At 70.9% G+C, this 16613-nt stretch carries 12 protein-coding genes; 7 read left to right on the forward strand and 5 right to left on the reverse strand.

From position 1 onward, the window contains the following. Positions 1 to 6 precede the first annotated feature (6 nt). Together F0U63_RS37065 and F0U63_RS37070 are read right to left on the reverse strand one after the other, a co-directional pair. Positions 7 to 678, reverse strand: a complete 672-nt coding sequence (locus F0U63_RS37065; protein ID WP_395837595.1) for an HAD family hydrolase — start codon at positions 676 to 678, stop codon at positions 7 to 9. A gap of 178 nt (positions 679 to 856) precedes the next feature. Continuing rightward, positions 857 to 2467, reverse strand: coding sequence for an ATP-binding protein (locus F0U63_RS37070; protein WP_395837596.1), 1611 nt, complete (start codon positions 2465 to 2467; stop codon positions 857 to 859). Between the two features lie 497 nt (positions 2468 to 2964). Between F0U63_RS37070 and F0U63_RS37075 the strand changes: the two genes are divergently transcribed. The 3 genes from F0U63_RS37075 to F0U63_RS37085 all read left to right on the forward strand — a co-directional run bounded on the left by F0U63_RS37075 (position 2965) and on the right by F0U63_RS37085 (position 6066). After that, positions 2965 to 3726 carry a thioesterase II family protein gene (locus tag F0U63_RS37075; RefSeq protein WP_395837598.1) on the forward strand — a complete coding sequence of 254 codons (762 nt, stop codon included), beginning with the start codon at positions 2965 to 2967 and terminating at the stop codon, positions 3724 to 3726. An 85-nt stretch (positions 3727 to 3811) separates the two neighbouring features. After that, positions 3812 to 4780 carry a hypothetical protein gene (locus F0U63_RS37080; protein WP_395837600.1) on the forward strand — a complete coding sequence of 323 codons (969 nt, stop codon included), beginning with the start codon at positions 3812 to 3814 and terminating at the stop codon, positions 4778 to 4780. Further along, positions 4777 to 6066, forward strand: coding sequence for an ATP-binding protein (locus F0U63_RS37085; protein ID WP_395837602.1), 1290 nt, complete (start codon positions 4777 to 4779; stop codon positions 6064 to 6066). Before F0U63_RS37080 ends, F0U63_RS37085 begins: the two co-directional genes overlap by 4 nt. A gap of 18 nt (positions 6067 to 6084) precedes the next feature. On the opposite strand, the gene F0U63_RS37090 is transcribed toward F0U63_RS37085, so the two are convergent. From F0U63_RS37090 to F0U63_RS37100, 3 genes are read right to left on the reverse strand one after another with little or no spacing between them, the layout of a single operon-like run. Then, the gene (locus F0U63_RS37090; RefSeq protein ID WP_395837604.1) at positions 6085 to 6963 is read right to left on the reverse strand and encodes an alpha-ketoglutarate-dependent dioxygenase AlkB; all 879 of its coding nucleotides are present in this window, start codon (positions 6961 to 6963) and stop codon (positions 6085 to 6087) included. A gap of 25 nt (positions 6964 to 6988) precedes the next feature. After that, on the reverse strand, positions 6989 to 7630 hold the full coding sequence (locus F0U63_RS37095; protein ID WP_395837606.1) for a hypothetical protein: 642 nt from the start codon (positions 7628 to 7630) through the stop codon (positions 6989 to 6991). Next, the gene (locus tag F0U63_RS37100) at positions 7627 to 8253 is read right to left on the reverse strand and encodes an RNA polymerase sigma factor (protein WP_395837608.1); all 627 of its coding nucleotides are present in this window, start codon (positions 8251 to 8253) and stop codon (positions 7627 to 7629) included. The genes F0U63_RS37095 and F0U63_RS37100 overlap by 4 nt, the downstream gene beginning before the upstream one ends. A gap of 295 nt (positions 8254 to 8548) precedes the next feature. Between F0U63_RS37100 and F0U63_RS37105 the strand changes: the two genes are divergently transcribed. Genes F0U63_RS37105 through F0U63_RS37120 form a run of 4 tightly spaced genes read left to right on the forward strand, consistent with a single transcriptional unit; the run spans position 8549 to position 16501 of the window. Continuing rightward, positions 8549 to 10195, forward strand: a complete 1647-nt coding sequence (locus tag F0U63_RS37105; RefSeq protein WP_395837610.1) for a SulP family inorganic anion transporter — start codon at positions 8549 to 8551, stop codon at positions 10193 to 10195. A gap of 33 nt (positions 10196 to 10228) precedes the next feature. After that, positions 10229 to 13555, forward strand: a complete 3327-nt coding sequence (locus tag F0U63_RS37110; RefSeq protein ID WP_395837612.1) for a YbcC family protein — start codon at positions 10229 to 10231, stop codon at positions 13553 to 13555. After that, positions 13542 to 14951: an NADH-quinone oxidoreductase subunit L gene (locus F0U63_RS37115; RefSeq protein ID WP_395837614.1), complete on the forward strand. Its 1410-nt coding sequence runs from the start codon at positions 13542 to 13544 to the stop codon at positions 14949 to 14951. Before F0U63_RS37110 ends, F0U63_RS37115 begins: the two co-directional genes overlap by 14 nt. After that, positions 14951 to 16501, forward strand: a complete 1551-nt coding sequence (locus tag F0U63_RS37120) for a NuoM family protein (RefSeq protein WP_395837616.1) — start codon at positions 14951 to 14953, stop codon at positions 16499 to 16501. The genes F0U63_RS37115 and F0U63_RS37120 overlap by 1 nt, the downstream gene beginning before the upstream one ends. Positions 16502 to 16613: the final 112 nt, after the last annotated feature.

The raw sequence follows: 16613 nt of genomic DNA on the forward strand, positions 1-16613 counted from the left end.
CCCCGCTCAGGGCTCCGTGGCCAGGGGTGACTCGGCGTAGCGCGCGAGCAGATCCTGCGGCGAGCCGAAGACGGCCATCGCCCCGGCGCCCCGCAGGTCCTCCTCCGAGAAGCCCCCGCACACCAGCCCCAGGCAGCGCAGGCCCAGGCGCACGGCGCCCTCGATGTCATGGGGCAGCGCGGCCACCGTGAGCGCCTCGTCGGTGCCGTCGAGCCCCAACAGGCGGATGGCCTCCGCGGGAATCTCCTCGTTCAGCCGGTGGCCCTCCACCTCCGCGTCCGTGGTGCGCGCGTCGATGAGATCCGCCACCCCGAGCAGCTCGATGTAGTGCTCCAGCTCGTCGGGCTCCGCGCTGGAGGCCAGGGCGATGCGCCAGCCCTCGTCGCGCAGGCGCTGGAGCAGCTCGGTGACGCCCAGGAAGGGCCGCACGCGCGAGAGGTACTCCTCGTGGAAGAGCGCCCGGTGATAGCTCGTCAGCTCATCCGCGTGGCGCAGGTAGTCCTCCTCCGAGAGCAGGGCGGACAGGAACCGGTCCCCCTCGCGGCCGAGCTGCGCGAGCACCCGCGGCAGCCGCGCCTGGACGCCGTAGCGCGCCAGCGACTCCTGCCAGGCCCGCGCGCGCAGCACGTTGGAGTCCACCAGAGTCCCATCCACCTCGAAGATGATTGCCTTGGGCACGAGCCTCCTCCGCCCCTCCAAGCTGCGCACGCTTCCCTGCCCTCGCCAGACACCCCGGCCGCGTGTCCCGGCACTCGCCCCGGGAGCGCCCCGGGGCGGCCCCCGCCGCCAGAGGAAAGGTCCATGTCCGCTCCCTCCGGCACCAGGCGGGCGAGCGGCCTGGACGCACCCGGGAGGTTCACGCGCGCAGCGGCAACTCCACCACGAAGGTCGCGCCCCGGCCGAGCGCGCTGTGCACGTGCACCCGGCCCCCCTCGGCCTCCACGATGGCGCGGGCGACGTAGAGCCCCAGGCCCAGGCCCCCATAGTGGCGCTCGGACACCGCGCGGGCATAGCGCTCGAAGATGCGGCGGGACTGCTCCGGCGCGATGCCAATGCCCTTGTCCCGCACCGACAGGCGCGCGACGCCGTTGTCCACCGTCACGCGGATGACCACGGGCGAGCCCGCCCCATACTTCAGCGCGTTGTCCAGCAGGTTGGTCACCACCTGCTCCAACCGGGAACGATCCCACCAGCCAACCACCGGGGAGTCGGCCTCGACGACCAGGGGGGCCCGGAACTTGCCGGCGCGCGGCGTGAGCCGGGCGACCACCTGGCGCACCACGGAGAGCAGATCCACCTCCTCGCGTCGCAGCTCGAAGCAGCCCGAGGCGATGAGCGAGACGTCCAGCAGACCGTTCATCAACGTGGTGAGCTTGCGCAGCTGCTGCCGTCCCGCCTCGACGGTGGAACGCACCACGGGCGCCAGGGACGAGTCGGGGTGGGCATCGGCGGCGCGCTCGAGCGACTGCAGCTTGAGGCTCAAGGGCGTCAGGGGCGTCTTGAGCTCGTGACTGGCGATGGAGAGGAACTCGTCGCGCAGGCGGATGGCTTCCCGGGCCTCGCGATAGAGCCGGGCGTTGTCCACCGAGAGCGCCGCGCGATGGGCGAGCTCCTGGGCGAAGCGCAGATCCTCCTCGTCATAGCGGCGGCCCGAGGTGCACAGGGTGAGGGTGAGGGCCCCGAGGATGCGTCCATGGGCGAGCAGGGGCACGGTGAGCAACGAGCGGAGGCCCGCGCGGCGAAGGATCGAGAGGTGCTGCGCGTCCTGCGCCGCCTGCCGCAGCAACTCATCCGTCACGTCCCGCACCAGCGAGGCACGGCCCTCCTGGAGCGCCAGCGTGGGAGGATAGGAGGAGTTGTCGCGGGGCAGCGGGGTGAGTCCGCGCACATCCTGGACGAGGGACTCCTGGGACGGGTCGGCCGACACCACCTGGGCGCGGATGAACTGTCCGTTCGAGCCCAGCACGTCCAGGATGCACCAGTCGGCGAGCGCGGGCACCGTGAGCCGGGCGAGCGCGGCGAGCGTGGCGTCGTAGTCCAACGAGGAGGAGAGCAACTCACCCGCCCGGGCGAGGAAGGACGCGCGCTCCTGCGCCTGGCGATAGGCATGGATGTTCGTGCTGGTGCCCACCCACTCGCGCACCCCGCCGTCCGCGTCGAGCAGGGGGACGGCCCGCCCCAACATCCAGATGTACTGGCCGTCCGAGCGGCGCAGCCGGAAGGACACGGAGAAGGCGACGCGCTCGGCCTGACCTCGCTCCAGGGCCTGCTTGACATGGGGCCGATCCTCCGGATGGACGAAGTTCAGCCACGCCCTGCCCCGTAGGGCCTCGGCGGGCTGTCCGGTGAAGTCCATCCAGCCTGGCAGACCACCCACCGACTTCTCGATCCCCGCGCTCGTCCAGAAGATCTGCGAGGACACGTCCGCCAGGGCGAGCAAGCGCTCGTGCTCCTCCTCCAAGGGCACGACTTCCCGAGCGCGAGACGCAGGGGCCTTGGAGACGGAGGAAGAGCAGGCCGGAACCTCCTCCGAGGGACTGGAGCGAGAGGACGTCATGGACCGGGAAGCCTCAGGCGAGGAAGCGTCATGTCCGGGCTCGGCTGAGAGCGAAAGCATATCAAGCATGGCCTGCCTCGCGCGAACCGCACGGACATCCGTCCTCCCTCTTTCTTCTCAACGCTCAGACGCCCCCCTTCATCCTCGTACCCGAGGACAATCCTCCCACGCGGCCGTACCCGGGGTCACGACCGAGCGGACGCAGGGAGGGTGAACCCCCCGCCCCTTCCAGCAATCACTCGCACGTCCCGCCATGAACAGACCCCACCGCCGCACCGGGGCGGAGACCGGGTGGAGCCAGCGGGCCACCAGGCCGCGCGCTCCATCTTTCGGCGCCGCGCCGGGAGGAAGGAGGGGACCGGGGATTGACGCGGCCCCCGTCTCCTTCGCAGCATGGGCCTCCGCCCATGTCCGTCCCTCCCGTCTACCGCCGCTGGGTGACCTGTCCCGAGCCGCGTCCCCAGGCGAGCCTGCGTCTGTTCTGCTTCCACTTCGCGGGAGGAGACGCCTCGATCTACCGGCTGTGGACCACCCAACTGCCCGCCACCATCGAGGTGTGTCCCATCGAGCTGCCGGGCCGGGCCACGCGCCGCGCCGAGCCCCCCATCACCGACTTCCCCACGCTCATCGAGACGTTGGCGCGCCGCGTGCTGCCCTTCCTCAAGGAGCGGCCCTTCGCCTTCTTCGGCCACAGCTTCGGAGGCGTCATCGCCTTCGAGCTGACGCGGACGCTGCGCCGCATGGGCGCCCCCATGCCGGTGCGCCTCTTCCTGTCCGCCTGCCCAGCGCTGCATCTGCGGCCCCGCGCCGCGCCGCGCATCAGCCACCTGCCGGACACGGAGTTCCTGGAGCAGATCGCCCTGCGCTTCGGCACGCCCCGGGAGGTGCTCACCAGCGAGGACGTGCGCGAGACGGTGCTGCCCGCGCTGCGCGCGGATCTCTTCCTCGCCGAGAGCTACCGGTACGTGCCGGAGCCGCCCCTGGACGTGCCCCTGTCGTCCTTTGGCGCCACCGGGGACGCGACGGTCGGCCCCCAGGAAGTGCAGGAGTGGGGAGAGCAGACCACCGCGGACTTCCGCCCGAGGATGTTCCCGGGCAACCACTTCTACCTCACCGCCGAGCGTCCCCGGCTCTACCAGGCCCTGCTGGAGGATCTGCAATTTCAGTGACGGCGCCGGTGTTTCCGGTCATCTACCGCCCGCCCGCCCCGCCGCGGGAGGACTCTCCCCTGGGCGGGCCACGAGGAAGGCGCACGTGCTCATCCGCTACTCCGATTGGAAGAAGCCCACCGACGCGGCCTACGCCTTCCGGCTGCGGCCGGTGGCGGACGGCGCGAGCGAGCCGGGTGGCGTGCGCGTGGCGGTGCCCGGCCCGGGCCAGCGCTCGGACATCCGCGAGATCATCCGCGAGGTGCTCCAGGAAGGCGAGGCGGAGCGGTTCGAGCAGCGGGTGCACCGGTGGACGGGTCCGGAGGACGTGGTCGGGTCCGCGGGAGAGCAGCCCTACATCCGCCAGCAGCTCCTCTTCGAGGAGGCACAGTGGCGTGACGTGCTCGGCGCGGCGGAGCTGGACGAGGTGCTCCGGGGCACCGTCCGGGTGATGCGGGACGCACGGGGGCGCACGGACTACGTGCTGCGCGACCACCACATGCTCGACGTGGCGATGTACCACTACCGCACCACGGGCGGGCTGCCGCGCTCGCTCTTCCACGCGGACCGCCACTCGGACTGGTGCAAGGACAGCTACCTGGAGTCGCGCACGCCCCAGCAGGCGGCCACCTGGTGGCGGCTGTTCGAGGGCCTCAAGCGGCCCACGGACGCCACGCCCGTGCTCACCGAGGAGGACATCTTCTTCACCACGGCCAAGGCCGAGCCCACCGCCCGGATGAGCGGCCGGGACGTGGGCTTCTCCACCCTGGTGCCCTGGTTCGTGGACACCGCGGCGCTGCACTGGCGGCAGGTGCTCGAGCGGCCCGGGGTGACGGAGGCGGACTGGCTGTCGTTGGATCTCGACTGCTTCCAGCCCTCGCCCCAGCTGCGCGCGTGCGGAGGATTGCTGCGCGAGCCCCGCTTCCACGCCATGATGGAGAAGGCGCGCGTGCGGGTGTTCGTGCTCTCGCCCCAGTTCACCAATGGCGGGGACAAGATCGATCCGTGGATCATCCAGGGCAGCCGCTCCTCCTCGCTCCGGCTGCTGAACCTGTTGAGGCGGCGTCCTTCATGAAGCTCACAGAGCTGCGCATCCACCAGTACCGGGACGTCGCGCCGGGCGCCCACCTCGTCTTCGGCCCCTCGCTCAACCTGGTGCTCGGCGAGAACGGCACCGGCCGCACCACGCTCCTGGATCTCCTCACGCGCGTGCTCGCCTCGGACTTCTCCGGGCTCATCCGCGAGGAGTTCTCCCTGGAGTACGCCTTCGCCTTTCCCGGGATGACGCTCCAGGTGCGCGTGCGCAACACGCGTCCGGACTTCTCGCGGCCCGCGGACGCCGGACCCGAGCCCCAGGCGCTCGTGCCGCGGCGCGAGCCCGTGGACGAGCCCACGCTCCAGCCCTTCATGGAGGTGACGCTCGAGCTCGACGCGCCCGCCGCGCGGCTGGTGCTGCGCGCGGATGCGCAGGGCCTGGCCTGGGAGGTGAACGGACAGTCCACCTACTCGCAGACGATGCACTGGTCGTTGTTGGATCGCACCGTCTGGGTGGTGCTCTTCCTGGGAGCGCAGCGGCTGGAGCCCGAATTCAAGGAGCGGCTCAAGGAGCTGTTGCGCCGCACCTTCCTGCTCGCCCCGGCGCGCTTCGACGAGGGGCTGGGCACCTACGAGCGGATCTCCCAGGCGCAGTACGGCATGGAGATGCGGGGCGAGGAGGTGTTCCCGCTCGGGCTGATGTCGCTGCCCACGTGGTTGCCCGGGGTGCTGCGCGAGCGCGCGGAGCAGGCGCTGGCCACGGGCTTCATCGACATCCGCCATGACGAGTTCGAGCGCACCTTCCTCGGCCGCTTCGTCACCCTGGCGGGGCTGGGCGCGGGGCGCTTCCGCGTGGAGTTGCTGGACAAGCGCAGCTACGAGGGCGGGGGCCGGCTGGAGTTCGGCCGCTTCGGTTTCGGCTTCACCCGGCGCGACGGCGCGGTGCTGTCGCGCGAGCACCTGGGTTACGGCCAGAAGCGGCTCCTGTCGCTCCTGTACTACCTGGACGTCAACGAGGACTTCCTCATCGCCGACGAGCTGGCCCACGCGCTGCATCCGCGCTGGGTGGAGGCCGCCGTGCGCGAGCTGGGTGGCCGGCAGTCCTTCGTGACCAGCCAGAACCCGCTGCTCTTCGAGTACGTGGCCTTCACGTCCGCGGACGAGGCGCGCGCCTCGCTCATCCACTGCGGCCTGGAAGTGCACGAGGAGCGCGAGCGCAAGGTGTGGTCCAACCCCAGCGTGGACACCGCCGAGCGGCTCTTCGGCGACTACCGGCGGGGCGGCTCGCCGCTGGCGACCCTGCTGCGCATCCACGGGCTGTGGTGAGGCCGTGGGGAGCCCGCGTCACGTGCGCGCGTCGCGCTCGCGCTCCAGCTCCGCGCGGAAGAAGGCGCTGTGGCGCGCGAGCGTCTCCATGTAGGGCCGCACGTCCTCGCGCGCCTCGGGGGAGAGCTGCGCGAAGGGCGTCACGTGCACGTCCGGCACGTAGCGGAAGGTGAGGTTGATGCGCCGGGTCTTGAAATCCGGCATCTCCGGCGGCATCACGTGGCCCCCGCGCGTGTCCACCCGCTGCACCCGGTGGAAGGTCTGCTCCTTCCAGCGCGTCCCGCCGAAGAGCTGCAGGGCCCCATCATCGAGCCACTGCTCGAGCACCACCTCGTCGCGCTCGCCCGGACGGCTGGAGGTGACGAATTGGATGAGCGCGCGCTCGCCCAGCGACAGCGAGGCCACCGGCCCGGGCTCGAAGTCCTTGTGCTCGCCCACCCGGGCGGTGTCCACCCACTGCCCGTCCTCCAGACGGCTGCCGTAGAAGTTCACCAGGCACGTGTTGAGATGCCAGCCCTCGGGCATGTCCGGGCCCCGGAACATCCGGCGCGCGAGCTCCTCCACCTTCTTCACCTGCCGCTGGAGCACCGCTGGAAAGGGCTCCGCCTTCACGCAGCGGTTCTTCACGCCCTTGGGGGGCCGGTAGTAGTCGAGACAGGCGAACTGCCAGTTGCCCAACCAGTACACCGGCCGCAACAGGCGCCGCTGGGACTGGCCCGGGGGCGGGGGGAAATGCTTGGAGTAGCGCTCCTCCCACAAGGGGTGCAGCTGGCCCAACCAGCCGAGGATGGCGGCGCGCTCGGCCGCGGGCAGGAAGCTCGCGTTGTAGTGGTGGCCCGGCGTGCGCTGACGGGCTTTGTGCGCCAGCGAGCGGCCGTAACGGGGAGGAGAAGCCATGGAGGCTTCCCCTACCACACGGCGCCTAGTGTTTGGCCTCCACGACGAAGTGCTCGCGCACCTGACGTGCGTCCGAGGCGTGCGAGACACGGAACTCGTACCGGCCCGGCTTGTCGATGCGCACGCGCAGCGGCGTGGCGTCCGCTCCGGTGTCCGCGGTGAACTGGTGGATGCAGCGCCCCGCGTCACACCCCACCAGCCGCACCGAGGGCTGTCCCTCGGCGTGCAGGTGGAGATTCACCTCTTCCGGAGCCTCCAGGTGAACGGTCGCCGGCTCACCGGAGTGCACCCCATGCGTCCAGGGCAGCTCCAACAACCCGGGGCGCCCGTGGGACAACTGGAAGGAGACGTGGCGCAGCGGCATGGTCTCGTTGAGGACCTCCGCGTCCCCCGTCCAGTCGTCCGCCCGCACCGCCAGGAGGATGACCGAGGTGGCCAGGGCCAGGCCCATCACCTTGCGGGTGACGCGGTGCTCCAACCAGGCCAGACGCTCCTGACGCTCCGGAGGACTGGGCCGCGCTGGAGTCTTCCCCGACGAAGCCGCCTGGATCGCCAGCTGGATGCGGTTCTCGAGGTGGGTGGACGGCCGTTCCTCGCGAAACGCATCCAGGGCCCGGACGGCCTCTCCCGGCAAGGGGGGCAAGGACTTGTCATTGGGAGCGCTCATGAACGACCTCCTGCGTTGACGGCGGCCGGGGTCTGGGCGAGTTGCGCCTTGAAGGCGGCGCCCAGTTGGGCACGTCCCCGGAAATGACGGCTCTTCACGGTCCCCACCGGAATCCCGAGCGCCGTGGACACCTCTTCGTACCCAAGCTCTTCCACGTCACAGAGCAACACCACCAGACGGAACTTCTCGGGCAGGGCATGCAGGCAGCGCAACATCAGCTCGGCCTCCTCACTGCTGCATAGCCGGGCTTCCGGATCCTTCTGCTCCACCCCACCGGTAAAGAGCGAGCCCAGCACCGACGAGGCCCCCTCCAACACCGAGTCCAGCAATGACCGGCGCCGGGCGACCGCGCGCCGCGTTTCGATGAACTGGTTGCGAACGATTCCACACAGCCAGCCAAACAAGGACCCCTTCTCCTGGTAACTCTCCCGATGGACGTAGGCCCGCACCAGGGCGTCTTGCAGCAAGTCCTCCGCCTCCTGCTTGTCCCGGCACAACGCCAGACAGAGCCGGTGAAGACGCGGCAGCAGCGGCTGGACCTGCGCCTCGAAACGCTCCCGTCCCGCCCCCCCCGCGCCCTCCTCCCCGCCGCTCATCGCCGCCCCGCCCCGGACGGACCCCACCCCACGCACCCCTCCGTGCGGTGGCCTGCTCCACTCCACGTCGCGACACTGTCCATAAGATGGAACGACTCACACGCGGGTTCCCGAAACACGTCAATCGGATTTCACTCTATTTCTCTTCCCCGGGCGCAGGGCCTGGTTGGCCTCGCAACAGTTCGTGCATCAACGGAAAAAAGCCACGGAGGAAGAATAAAACACCGGGAACCCGGAAGTGAATCGTTCCGTCCCTGCCTTTCGTGAAGCACGCGCCGCGTCAAGAACGCCGCGAGCCCGTGCGCCTCAGAGGGTGGAACCCATGCAGCCTCAGCCTTCCGGTACTCCGTCCCAGGCCGCGCCCGAGAGCGCGTCGACCTGGAAGAGTGACATCGTTTCCGGCTTTCTCGTGTTCCTCATCGCGCTGCCACTATGCCTGGGCATCGCGATGGCCAGTGGCTTCCCGCCGGTGGCGGGCATCCTGACGGCGGTGGTGGGTGGGTTGGTGTCCACCTGGCTGGGCAGCGCGCGGCTCACCATCAAGGGGCCCGCCGCGGGGCTCATCGTCATCGCGCTCGGCGCGGTGACGGAGCTGGGCGAAGGCGACGGAGCGCTGGGCTACCGCCGGGCGCTGGCCACCATCGTGGTGGCCGCGGCGGTGCAGATCGTCTTCGCGCTCCTGCGCGCCGGGGCCCTGGGGGACTTCTTCCCCTCGTCGGTGGTGCACGGAATGCTCGCGGCCATCGGCATCATCATCTGCTCCAAGCAGATCCACGTCCTGCTCGGCGTGGCGCCCGAGTCCAAGGAGCCGCTGCACCTGCTGGCGGAGATTCCCCGGAGCGTGATGAAGCTCAACCCGGAGATCGCCTTCATCGGCGCGATGAGCCTCATCATCCTCTTCGGTCACGCGGCGGTGGCCAGGCGCGTGGCGGCGCTGCGGCGCGTCCCCGCCCCCCTGCTGGCGCTGCTGTTCGCGGTGCCCATGGGTCTCTATTTCGACCTGGACCACGAGCACACCTTCACCTTCTCGCACAGCCTCTTCACGGTGGGCCCCAAGTTCCTCGTGAACCTGCCGAGCAACCTCCTGTCGGCCATCACCCTGCCGGACTTCTCCGTCGTCCTCAGCGCGACGTCCATCAAGTACATCGTCATGTTCGCGCTGGTGGGCAGCATCGAGTCGCTGCTGACGGCCAAGGCCATGGACATGATGGATCCGGAGAAGCGCCGCTCGGATCTCGACAAGGATCTGCTCGCCACGGGCGTGGGCAACTTCATCGCCGGCATGCTCGGTGGCCTGCCGATGATCTCCGAGGTGGTGCGCAGCTCGGCCAACATCGGCTACGGCGCCAAGAGCCGGCAGTCCAACTTCTTCCACGGCCTGTTCCTGCTGCTCTTCGTGGCGTTCGTGCCCATGCTCATCCACCGGATTCCGCTCGCCGCCCTGGCCGCCATGCTCATCTTCGCGGGCGTGCGGCTGGCGTCGCCCAAGGAGTTCGTGAACACGTTCCGCATCGGGCCCGAGCAGTTCGTCATCTTCACCTTCACCATCGGCGTGACGCTCGCCACGGACCTGCTGGTGGGCGTGGCCGCGGGCATCGCCCTCAAGGTGGTGGTGCACCTCATCAACGGCGCGCCGTTCGCCGGCCTCTTCAAGCCGCAGATCGAGGAGCACACCGAGGGGGGCCAGGTGGTGCTGCGCGTGCGCCAGGCGGCCGTCTTCACCAACTTCCTCAAGCTCAAGAAGCAGCTCGCGCGCCATGCCCACGCACCCCACGTGGAGGTCGACCTGACGGAGGCCCGCCTGGTGGACCACACGGTGATGGAGCGGCTGCACGAGCTAGAGGGCGAGTTCTCGCGCCAGGGCCGCCACCTGCACGTGCGCGGGCTCGAGCAACACCGCAGCCTCTCCGCGCATCCTTACGCCGCGCGCAAGAAGTCGGCGAAGGCCCCCCTGCCCGTCCGTTCCTGAGCGCCTGAAACCCTTCCCGTCTGGATTCCGACCATGAGTCACTCCCCCTCGACCGACCGCGGACAGCACCTGAGTGAGGTGCTGGAGCACGCGGGCCACCTGTTGCCGGCGCAGGGTCCCATTGGCGTGTTCGTGCACCACAACACGCTGCATGCCTTCCAGCACCTGCCCTTCCACGAGGCGCTGGCCGCCGCGAGCGCCACGTTCGAGACGGAGACCTACCTCCCCGAGTCTCGCTACCGCGAGCTGTACCGGCGCGGGCGCATCACCGACGTGGATCTCAAGGCGGTGCTCGCCGAGCGGGAGCAGGGAGAACGGCGGGAAGAGATGGTGCCGGCCTCGCTGTCGCGCCTGGACCTGGAGCTGCTCGCCCTGCTCCACCCGCCCGCGGTGGAGACGGCCGCCTCGCTGCGCTGGCGGATGAACGAGCTGTCGGCGACGTCCTCGCTCCGGCCGGACGTGTCGGTGGCCGCGCGCGAGCGGTTCCTGCGGCGCTCCACCGAGGGCATCCGCGGGTGGCTGGACCGGGTGGGCCGGGACTGGACGATGACCGATCTGGCCATGGCCCTGCTCGAGCCCACGTTGAACACCGCCGTGCGCGCCGCCGCCGCCGAGCCGCGGCGGGCCCTGGCCCAGGAGACCGCCCTGCGCCGCCTGGGCATTCCCTCCGCCCGGACCGAGGCCTATATCGCGCAGGTGCGCGCCCGGCTGATCGGCGCGGCGACGACCCTGTCGGTGGAGGGGTGGTTGGGCGCCGAGGTGGCGCTCGTCCAGGAAGCCCTGGCCACGGCGTTCGAGGGCGATGGCTCGCTGTCCTCCCTCAAGGAGCATCTGGAGCGCCACCCCGAGCGCTTCGCGGTGAGGGCGCTCTGGGCCGCCTGCCGCACGCCCCTGCTCACCGTGCCGGACTCGCGCGAGAAGGCCGAGCCCGGAGAGGTGCGCAGCCACCGTGAGATGCTGCGGCTGGCCACTGGCGAGGACATCAACGAGCTGGTCAATCCCCGGCTCATCCGCATCTGCTCGGCGTTCCTCGATGAGGGCCAGTCCCACTGGAGCCTGCCGGAGCGTGAGTCAGGATTGTACGCCGCCTGGCGCGCGATGAAGCTCACCGGCATGGGCGTGCTGCCCGAGTGGCTGGAGGATCTCGAGGTGGACTTGAGACGGGCCGCCGCTCAGGGCCTGTCCGCGCGGGACGTGGTGCTCGCCGCGCTCGACGAGCTGGGCGTGCCCGAGGAGCAGTGGGAGCCCTACATCACCCGCGTGCTGCTCGCGCTGCCCGGCTGGGCCGGGATGTTCCACCGCTTGGAGCACAACCCGGCCGATCGGCCCGCGGGCTCGCCTCCGGCCCACCTCATCGACTTCCTCGCGGTGCGCCTCACCCTGGAGCGCCACGCCTTGCGCACCGTGGCCCGGCGCCGGCTGGACTACCAGGGGCCCCTCTCCGGGCTCCTGACCCGCGCGCGCGACGCCGCCGCGCACCGGCCCGCGGCCCTGGAGCGCCCGCTCGAGGAGGGGAGCTGGCGGCTCTTCCAGCTCATGCAGGTGGCGGGGCTGTCGGCCCTGGAGGTGGCGGACTTCCCGCTCGTCCGGCGCCAGGCCCTGCTCGCGTGGCTGGAGGCCTTCGACGCGCAGGCGCGCCGCCGCGTGTGGCACGAGGCCTACGAGCACCACTACCGCATGGACATCCTCCAGGCCCTCGCGCAGAACCGGCTCCGCCCCGAGCCGGAGCGCACGGTGGAGGATCCGCGCTTCCAGCTCGTCTTCTGCATGGATGACCGCGAGGAGTCCTTCCGCCGGCACTTCGAGGAGCAGAGCCCGCGGCACGACACGTTCGGCATCGCCGGCTTCTTCGGCGTGGCCATGGACTACCGCGGCCTGGACGACGCGGGCCTCGCCGCCCTGTGCCCCATCGTGGTCACCCCGGCGCACGTCGTGGAGGAGCGGGCCCACCCGGATCACGGCCACCTGGCCGAGTCCCGCTCGCGGCTGCGTGCCCTCTGGGCCCGCGTCGATCACTGGCTGCACGGCGGCTCGCACGCGCTCGAGTTCAGCTGGCTGCTCACGCCCCTCCTGGGACTCTTCTCCGCGCTGATGCTGCCCCTGCAGATCTTCGCCCCGCGCCGGGTGAGCCTGATGCGCCGGGCGCTCACCCAGCGGCTGCTGCCCACCCCCCGCACGCAGCTCACCAGCCTGAGGGACGAGGCGGCCGAGCAGCTCGCTCACCTCAAGCCCGTGGGCTTCACCGTCGCCGAGAAGGCGGCACGCGTGGCCAACTCGCTGGAGAACCTGGGGCTGGTGGACGGCTTCGCGCCGCTCGTGGTGGTGCTGGGCCATGGCGCCATCAGCGTCAACAACCCGCACCAGTCCGCCTACGACTGCGGCGCCTGCGGTGGCCGTCACGGCGGCCCCAACGCGCGCCTCTTCTCGGAGATGGCCAACCGGCCCGAGGTGCGCGCGCTGCTGCGCGAGCGCGGCATCCACATCCCCGACACGACGTGGTTCATCGGCGGCCTGCACAACACCACCACCGATGAGGTGGTGCTCTACGACACCGACGCGGTGCCCGAGGCCCTGCGCGGCGAGCTGGCCGCCCTGAAGGAGTCGCTGGACAGCGCGCGCACCCTGTCGGCGCACGAGCGCTGCCGGCGCTTCGAGTCCGCGCCCCTGAGCCTGTCCCCCGAGGCGGCCCTGCGGCACGTGGAGGAGCGCGCGGCGGACCTGAGCCAGGCGCGCCCCGAGCTGGGCCACGTCACCAACGCCACGTGCGTGGTGGGCCGCCGGGCCCTCACCCGGGGCCTGTTCCTGGACCGGCGCGCCTTCCTCATCTCGTATGACCCCACGAAGGATGCCTCGGGAGCCATCGCCGAGCGCATCCTCGCCGCGGCGGGCCCCGTGGGCGCGGGCATCAACCTGGAGTACTACTTCTCCTGCATCGACAATGACCGCTACGGGTCCGGCACCAAGCTGCCCCACAACCTCACCAGCCTGCTCGGGGTGATGGACGGCGTGGAGAGCGACCTGCGCACGGGCCTGCCCCGGCAGATGATCGAGATCCACGAGCCGGTGCGGCTGCTGCTGGTCGTGGAGGCCAGCGTGGAGGTGCTCGGGGGCATCTACGAGCGCCAGCCCATCCTGCGCGAGCTCATTGGCAACGAATGGGTCCAGCTCGTGAGCGTGGACCCGGTCACCGGCGCGCAGATGCGCTTCACGCCCCGGGGCTTCCAACCCGTCACCCCGCCGTCGGCGCCCCTGCCGGTGGTGGCCTCCTCGCCGGAGTGGTATCGCGGTCAGCGCGATTTCCTGCCGCCGGCGCTGATCGACGCTTCCCAGAAGAAAGAGTCTGACCATGTCCGTCGGTAACCTCGAACTGGGGTGGGTCGCCGCCACCGCCCCGCTCTGGCCCCTGCTGGCCTTCGTGACGCTGGGCGGCGTGATGCTGTTGCACCGCGCGCCGGGCGAGCGCGCCGTGGTGAGCGGGGTGCTCGGCGCCTTGTGGCTGTCGCTGGGCGCCTCGGTGGTGGCGGCGGCGGGCCTCGTGTGGCGCCACCAGGACGCCTGGGTGGTGGAGGTGGGCCGGTGGTTCTCCAGCGGCGCGTACACCTTCCCGGTGACGCTGTTCATCGACCGGCTGTCCGCGACGATGATGGTGCTCTCCAGCGCCATCACCCTGCTCATCGGCCGCTTCTCGGTGAACTACCTGCACCGCGAGCCGGGCTTCGCGCGCTTCTTCCTGCTGCTGGCGCTGTTCGCCTCGGGCATGCAGGTGCTGGTGGCCAGCGGCAGCATCGATCTGCTCTTCGTGGGCTGGGAGCTGGTGGGCCTCACGTCGGCGCTGCTCATCGGCTTCTTCCACGAGCGCACGACGCCGGTGCGCTCGGGCTTGAGGGCCTTCACGCTCTACCGGCTGTGCGACATGGGCCTGCTCATGGGCGCGGTACTGCTGCACCACTTCGCGGGCACGGCCGAGTGGGCCGAGGCGCTCGGAGCCCGGGCCTGGCCGGCACCGGCGGTGGCCATGACGGTGGGGCCGGCGACGGCGCTGGGGTTGTGCCTGATGCTGGCGGCCATGGGCAAGTCGGCCCAGCTTCCCTTCAGCAGCTGGCTGCCGCGCGCCATGGAGGGCCCGACGCCCTCGAGCGCCCTCTTCTATGGCGCCCTGTCGGTGCACGCGGGCGTCTACCTGCTCTTGCGCGTGGCGCCGCTGCTGCAGCGCTCTCCCGTGGCGAGCGGGGCGCTGGTGGTGGTGGGCCTGCTGACGGCCGTGCACGCCACGCTGGTGTGGCGCGTGCAGACGGACGTGAAGAGCTCGTTGGCCTATGGCGTCCTCACGCAGGTGGGGTTGATGTTCGCCGAGGTGGGCCTGGGCCTGTACCGGCTGGCGCTGGTGCACCTGGTGGCGCACGCGTGTCTGCGCTGTCTGCAGTTGCTGCGCGCCCCGTCCGTGCTGCGCGATGAGCTGGCGCGCCGCGCGGCCCTGCGCGAGGCGAAGCGTCCCACGGTGGCGGTGGCCCACCATGTCCTCCCCGAGGGGTGGCGGCGGCGCTTCTACCGGCTGGCGCTGGAGCGCTTCTCGCTGGAAGTGATGCACGAGCGCTGGGCGATGGGTCCGCTGCTGCGCGCGGGCCAGTGGATGGACCGGATGGAGCGGTACTGGACGGGCGCGCTGAGCGGCTGGAAGTCCGCCCCCGCCGAAAAGGCACCCACGGAGCCGAAGCAGGCGCCGGGCAGCCAGAGTCAGTCGACAGGAGTCGTGTGATGCGGACGTCCCTTCCCCTTCTCTCCCTCCTGGTGGTGTTGCCCGCGCTGGGCGCCGCGGTGCTGCGCCAGCTCCGCCAGCCCGAGCGTCAGCGTCAGGCGGCGCTCGGCGTGGCGGCGCTCACCCTGCTGCTGACGCTGGGCGCGGTGGTCCTCTTCGAGGGTGGCGTCCCCGGCGTGCAGTTGCATGAATCGTGGTGGCGCGTGCCGGGGCTCGGCGTGGAGCTGCGGCTGGGCGTGGATGGCATGAGCGTGCTGGCGCTGGTGGTCACCGCGCTGCTCACCCTCGGACTGGTGGCGGCGGGTCCGCGCCAGTCGCTGGACCGGGGCACGCTCGGCGCGCTGCTGCTCACCGAGAGCATGACCCTGGGCTTCTTCTGTGCCGAGGACCTGGCGCTGATGACCGTCTTCTTCATCGCCACCCTGGTGCCCACCGGCGCGCTGCTGGCGCGCGAGGCGCGGGCACGGCCCGAGGCCCGGACGCTGCGCACCTTCGGCGTCTACATGCTCGTGAGCACGCTGCCGCTGGTGGTGGCCACGGCCCTGGTGGGCCTGGAGGGCTGGCGCTCCGGCGCCCAGACGCCCTTCGCCCTGACGGAGCTGATCGCCCGGGGGCTGCCGGCGACGTGGCACCTGCCCGTGTTCGCGTTGTTGATGTTCGCGGTGTGCGTGCGCATGGCGGTGGTGCCCTTCCACTCCTGGCTGCCCGTGCTCATGGCGCGCGGCCCGTTCGGGGTGGGCCTGCTGCTGGTGAACGCGCACGCGGGGCTGTACCTGCTGGTGCGCGTGGTGATGCCGCTGCTGCCCGGGGAGTGGAACCGCGGCGGGGTGATGCTCGGAACGCTGGGCCTGTGCGCCGCCCTGTATGGCTCGGTGCTGGCGCTGGCGCAGACGGACCTGCGCCGCGTGGTGGGCTTCCTCCTGGCGAGCCAGTCGGGCCTGATGCTGGCGGGAGTCGCCATCGGCAACACGCAGAGCATCTCCGGCGCGCTCATCCAGAGCGTGGCCGCGGGCATCGCGCTCACGGGGTTGGATCTCGTCGTGCGCGCCATCGAGGCCCGCACGGGCACCACGGACATGACGCGGCTGGGAGGGCTCGTGCGCCGCGCCCCGCGCCTCGCGGCCTTCTTCTTCCTCATGGGCTTTGGCAGCCTCGGCTTCCCGGGCACGCTGAGCTTCGTGGGCGAGGATCTGCTGCTGCACGGCATCCTGGACACCCACCCGCTGGTGGCGCTGCCCCTGCTGCTGACCACCGCCATCAACGGCGTCACCTTCCTGCGCGCCTTCCAGCGAACCTTCCTCGGCCCGCCCGCCCATGGCCAGGCGGCCCTGCTGGAAACAGTGGAGGACTTGCTGCCCCGGGAGCGGGGGATGGTGTTCGCCCTGTTCGCCCTGGTGGTGCTCGGCGGACTGGTGCCGGGACCGCTGCTGCACCTGCGCGCCTCGCAGGTGGAATCCCTCGCGGGCCCCGAGTCCTCCTCCGAGCACCACGGGGAGTCCGCGTCCCGGGGCGAGGTGCCCTCCAAGGCGCTTTCCCTGGCACGTCCTTGAGGGTGCAAGGATTGACGCGAGGGTGAAGCGGGGCGCCCACGGCAAGTGGGTGCCCCTTCGGCGCATCGCGCTATCGAAAACTTGACGAAGCCGGTCCCCCGCTTTCACTAGG

The sequence above is a fragment of the Cystobacter fuscus genome, from assembly GCF_044360685.1.
Classification (GTDB): domain Bacteria; phylum Myxococcota; class Myxococcia; order Myxococcales; family Myxococcaceae; genus Cystobacter; species Cystobacter fuscus_C.

What these genes read in the sequence shown, in the direction of transcription:
- F0U63_RS37075 (WP_395837598.1), top strand. Translation starts at nt 2,965, where the DNA reads ATGTCCGTCCCTCCCGTCTACCGCCGCTGGGTGACCTGTCCCGAGCCG.
- F0U63_RS37085 (WP_395837602.1), top strand. Translation starts at nt 4,777, where the DNA reads ATGAAGCTCACAGAGCTGCGCATCCACCAGTACCGGGACGTCGCGCCG.
- F0U63_RS37090 (WP_395837604.1), bottom strand. Translation starts at nt 6,963, where the DNA reads ATGGCTTCTCCTCCCCGTTACGGCCGCTCGCTGGCGCACAAAGCCCGT.
- F0U63_RS37095 (WP_395837606.1), bottom strand. Translation starts at nt 7,630, where the DNA reads ATGAGCGCTCCCAATGACAAGTCCTTGCCCCCCTTGCCGGGAGAGGCC.
- F0U63_RS37105 (WP_395837610.1), top strand. Translation starts at nt 8,549, where the DNA reads ATGCAGCCTCAGCCTTCCGGTACTCCGTCCCAGGCCGCGCCCGAGAGC.
- F0U63_RS37110 (WP_395837612.1), top strand. Translation starts at nt 10,229, where the DNA reads ATGAGTCACTCCCCCTCGACCGACCGCGGACAGCACCTGAGTGAGGTG.
- F0U63_RS37115 (WP_395837614.1), top strand. Translation starts at nt 13,542, where the DNA reads ATGTCCGTCGGTAACCTCGAACTGGGGTGGGTCGCCGCCACCGCCCCG.
- F0U63_RS37120 (WP_395837616.1), top strand. Translation starts at nt 14,951, where the DNA reads ATGCGGACGTCCCTTCCCCTTCTCTCCCTCCTGGTGGTGTTGCCCGCG.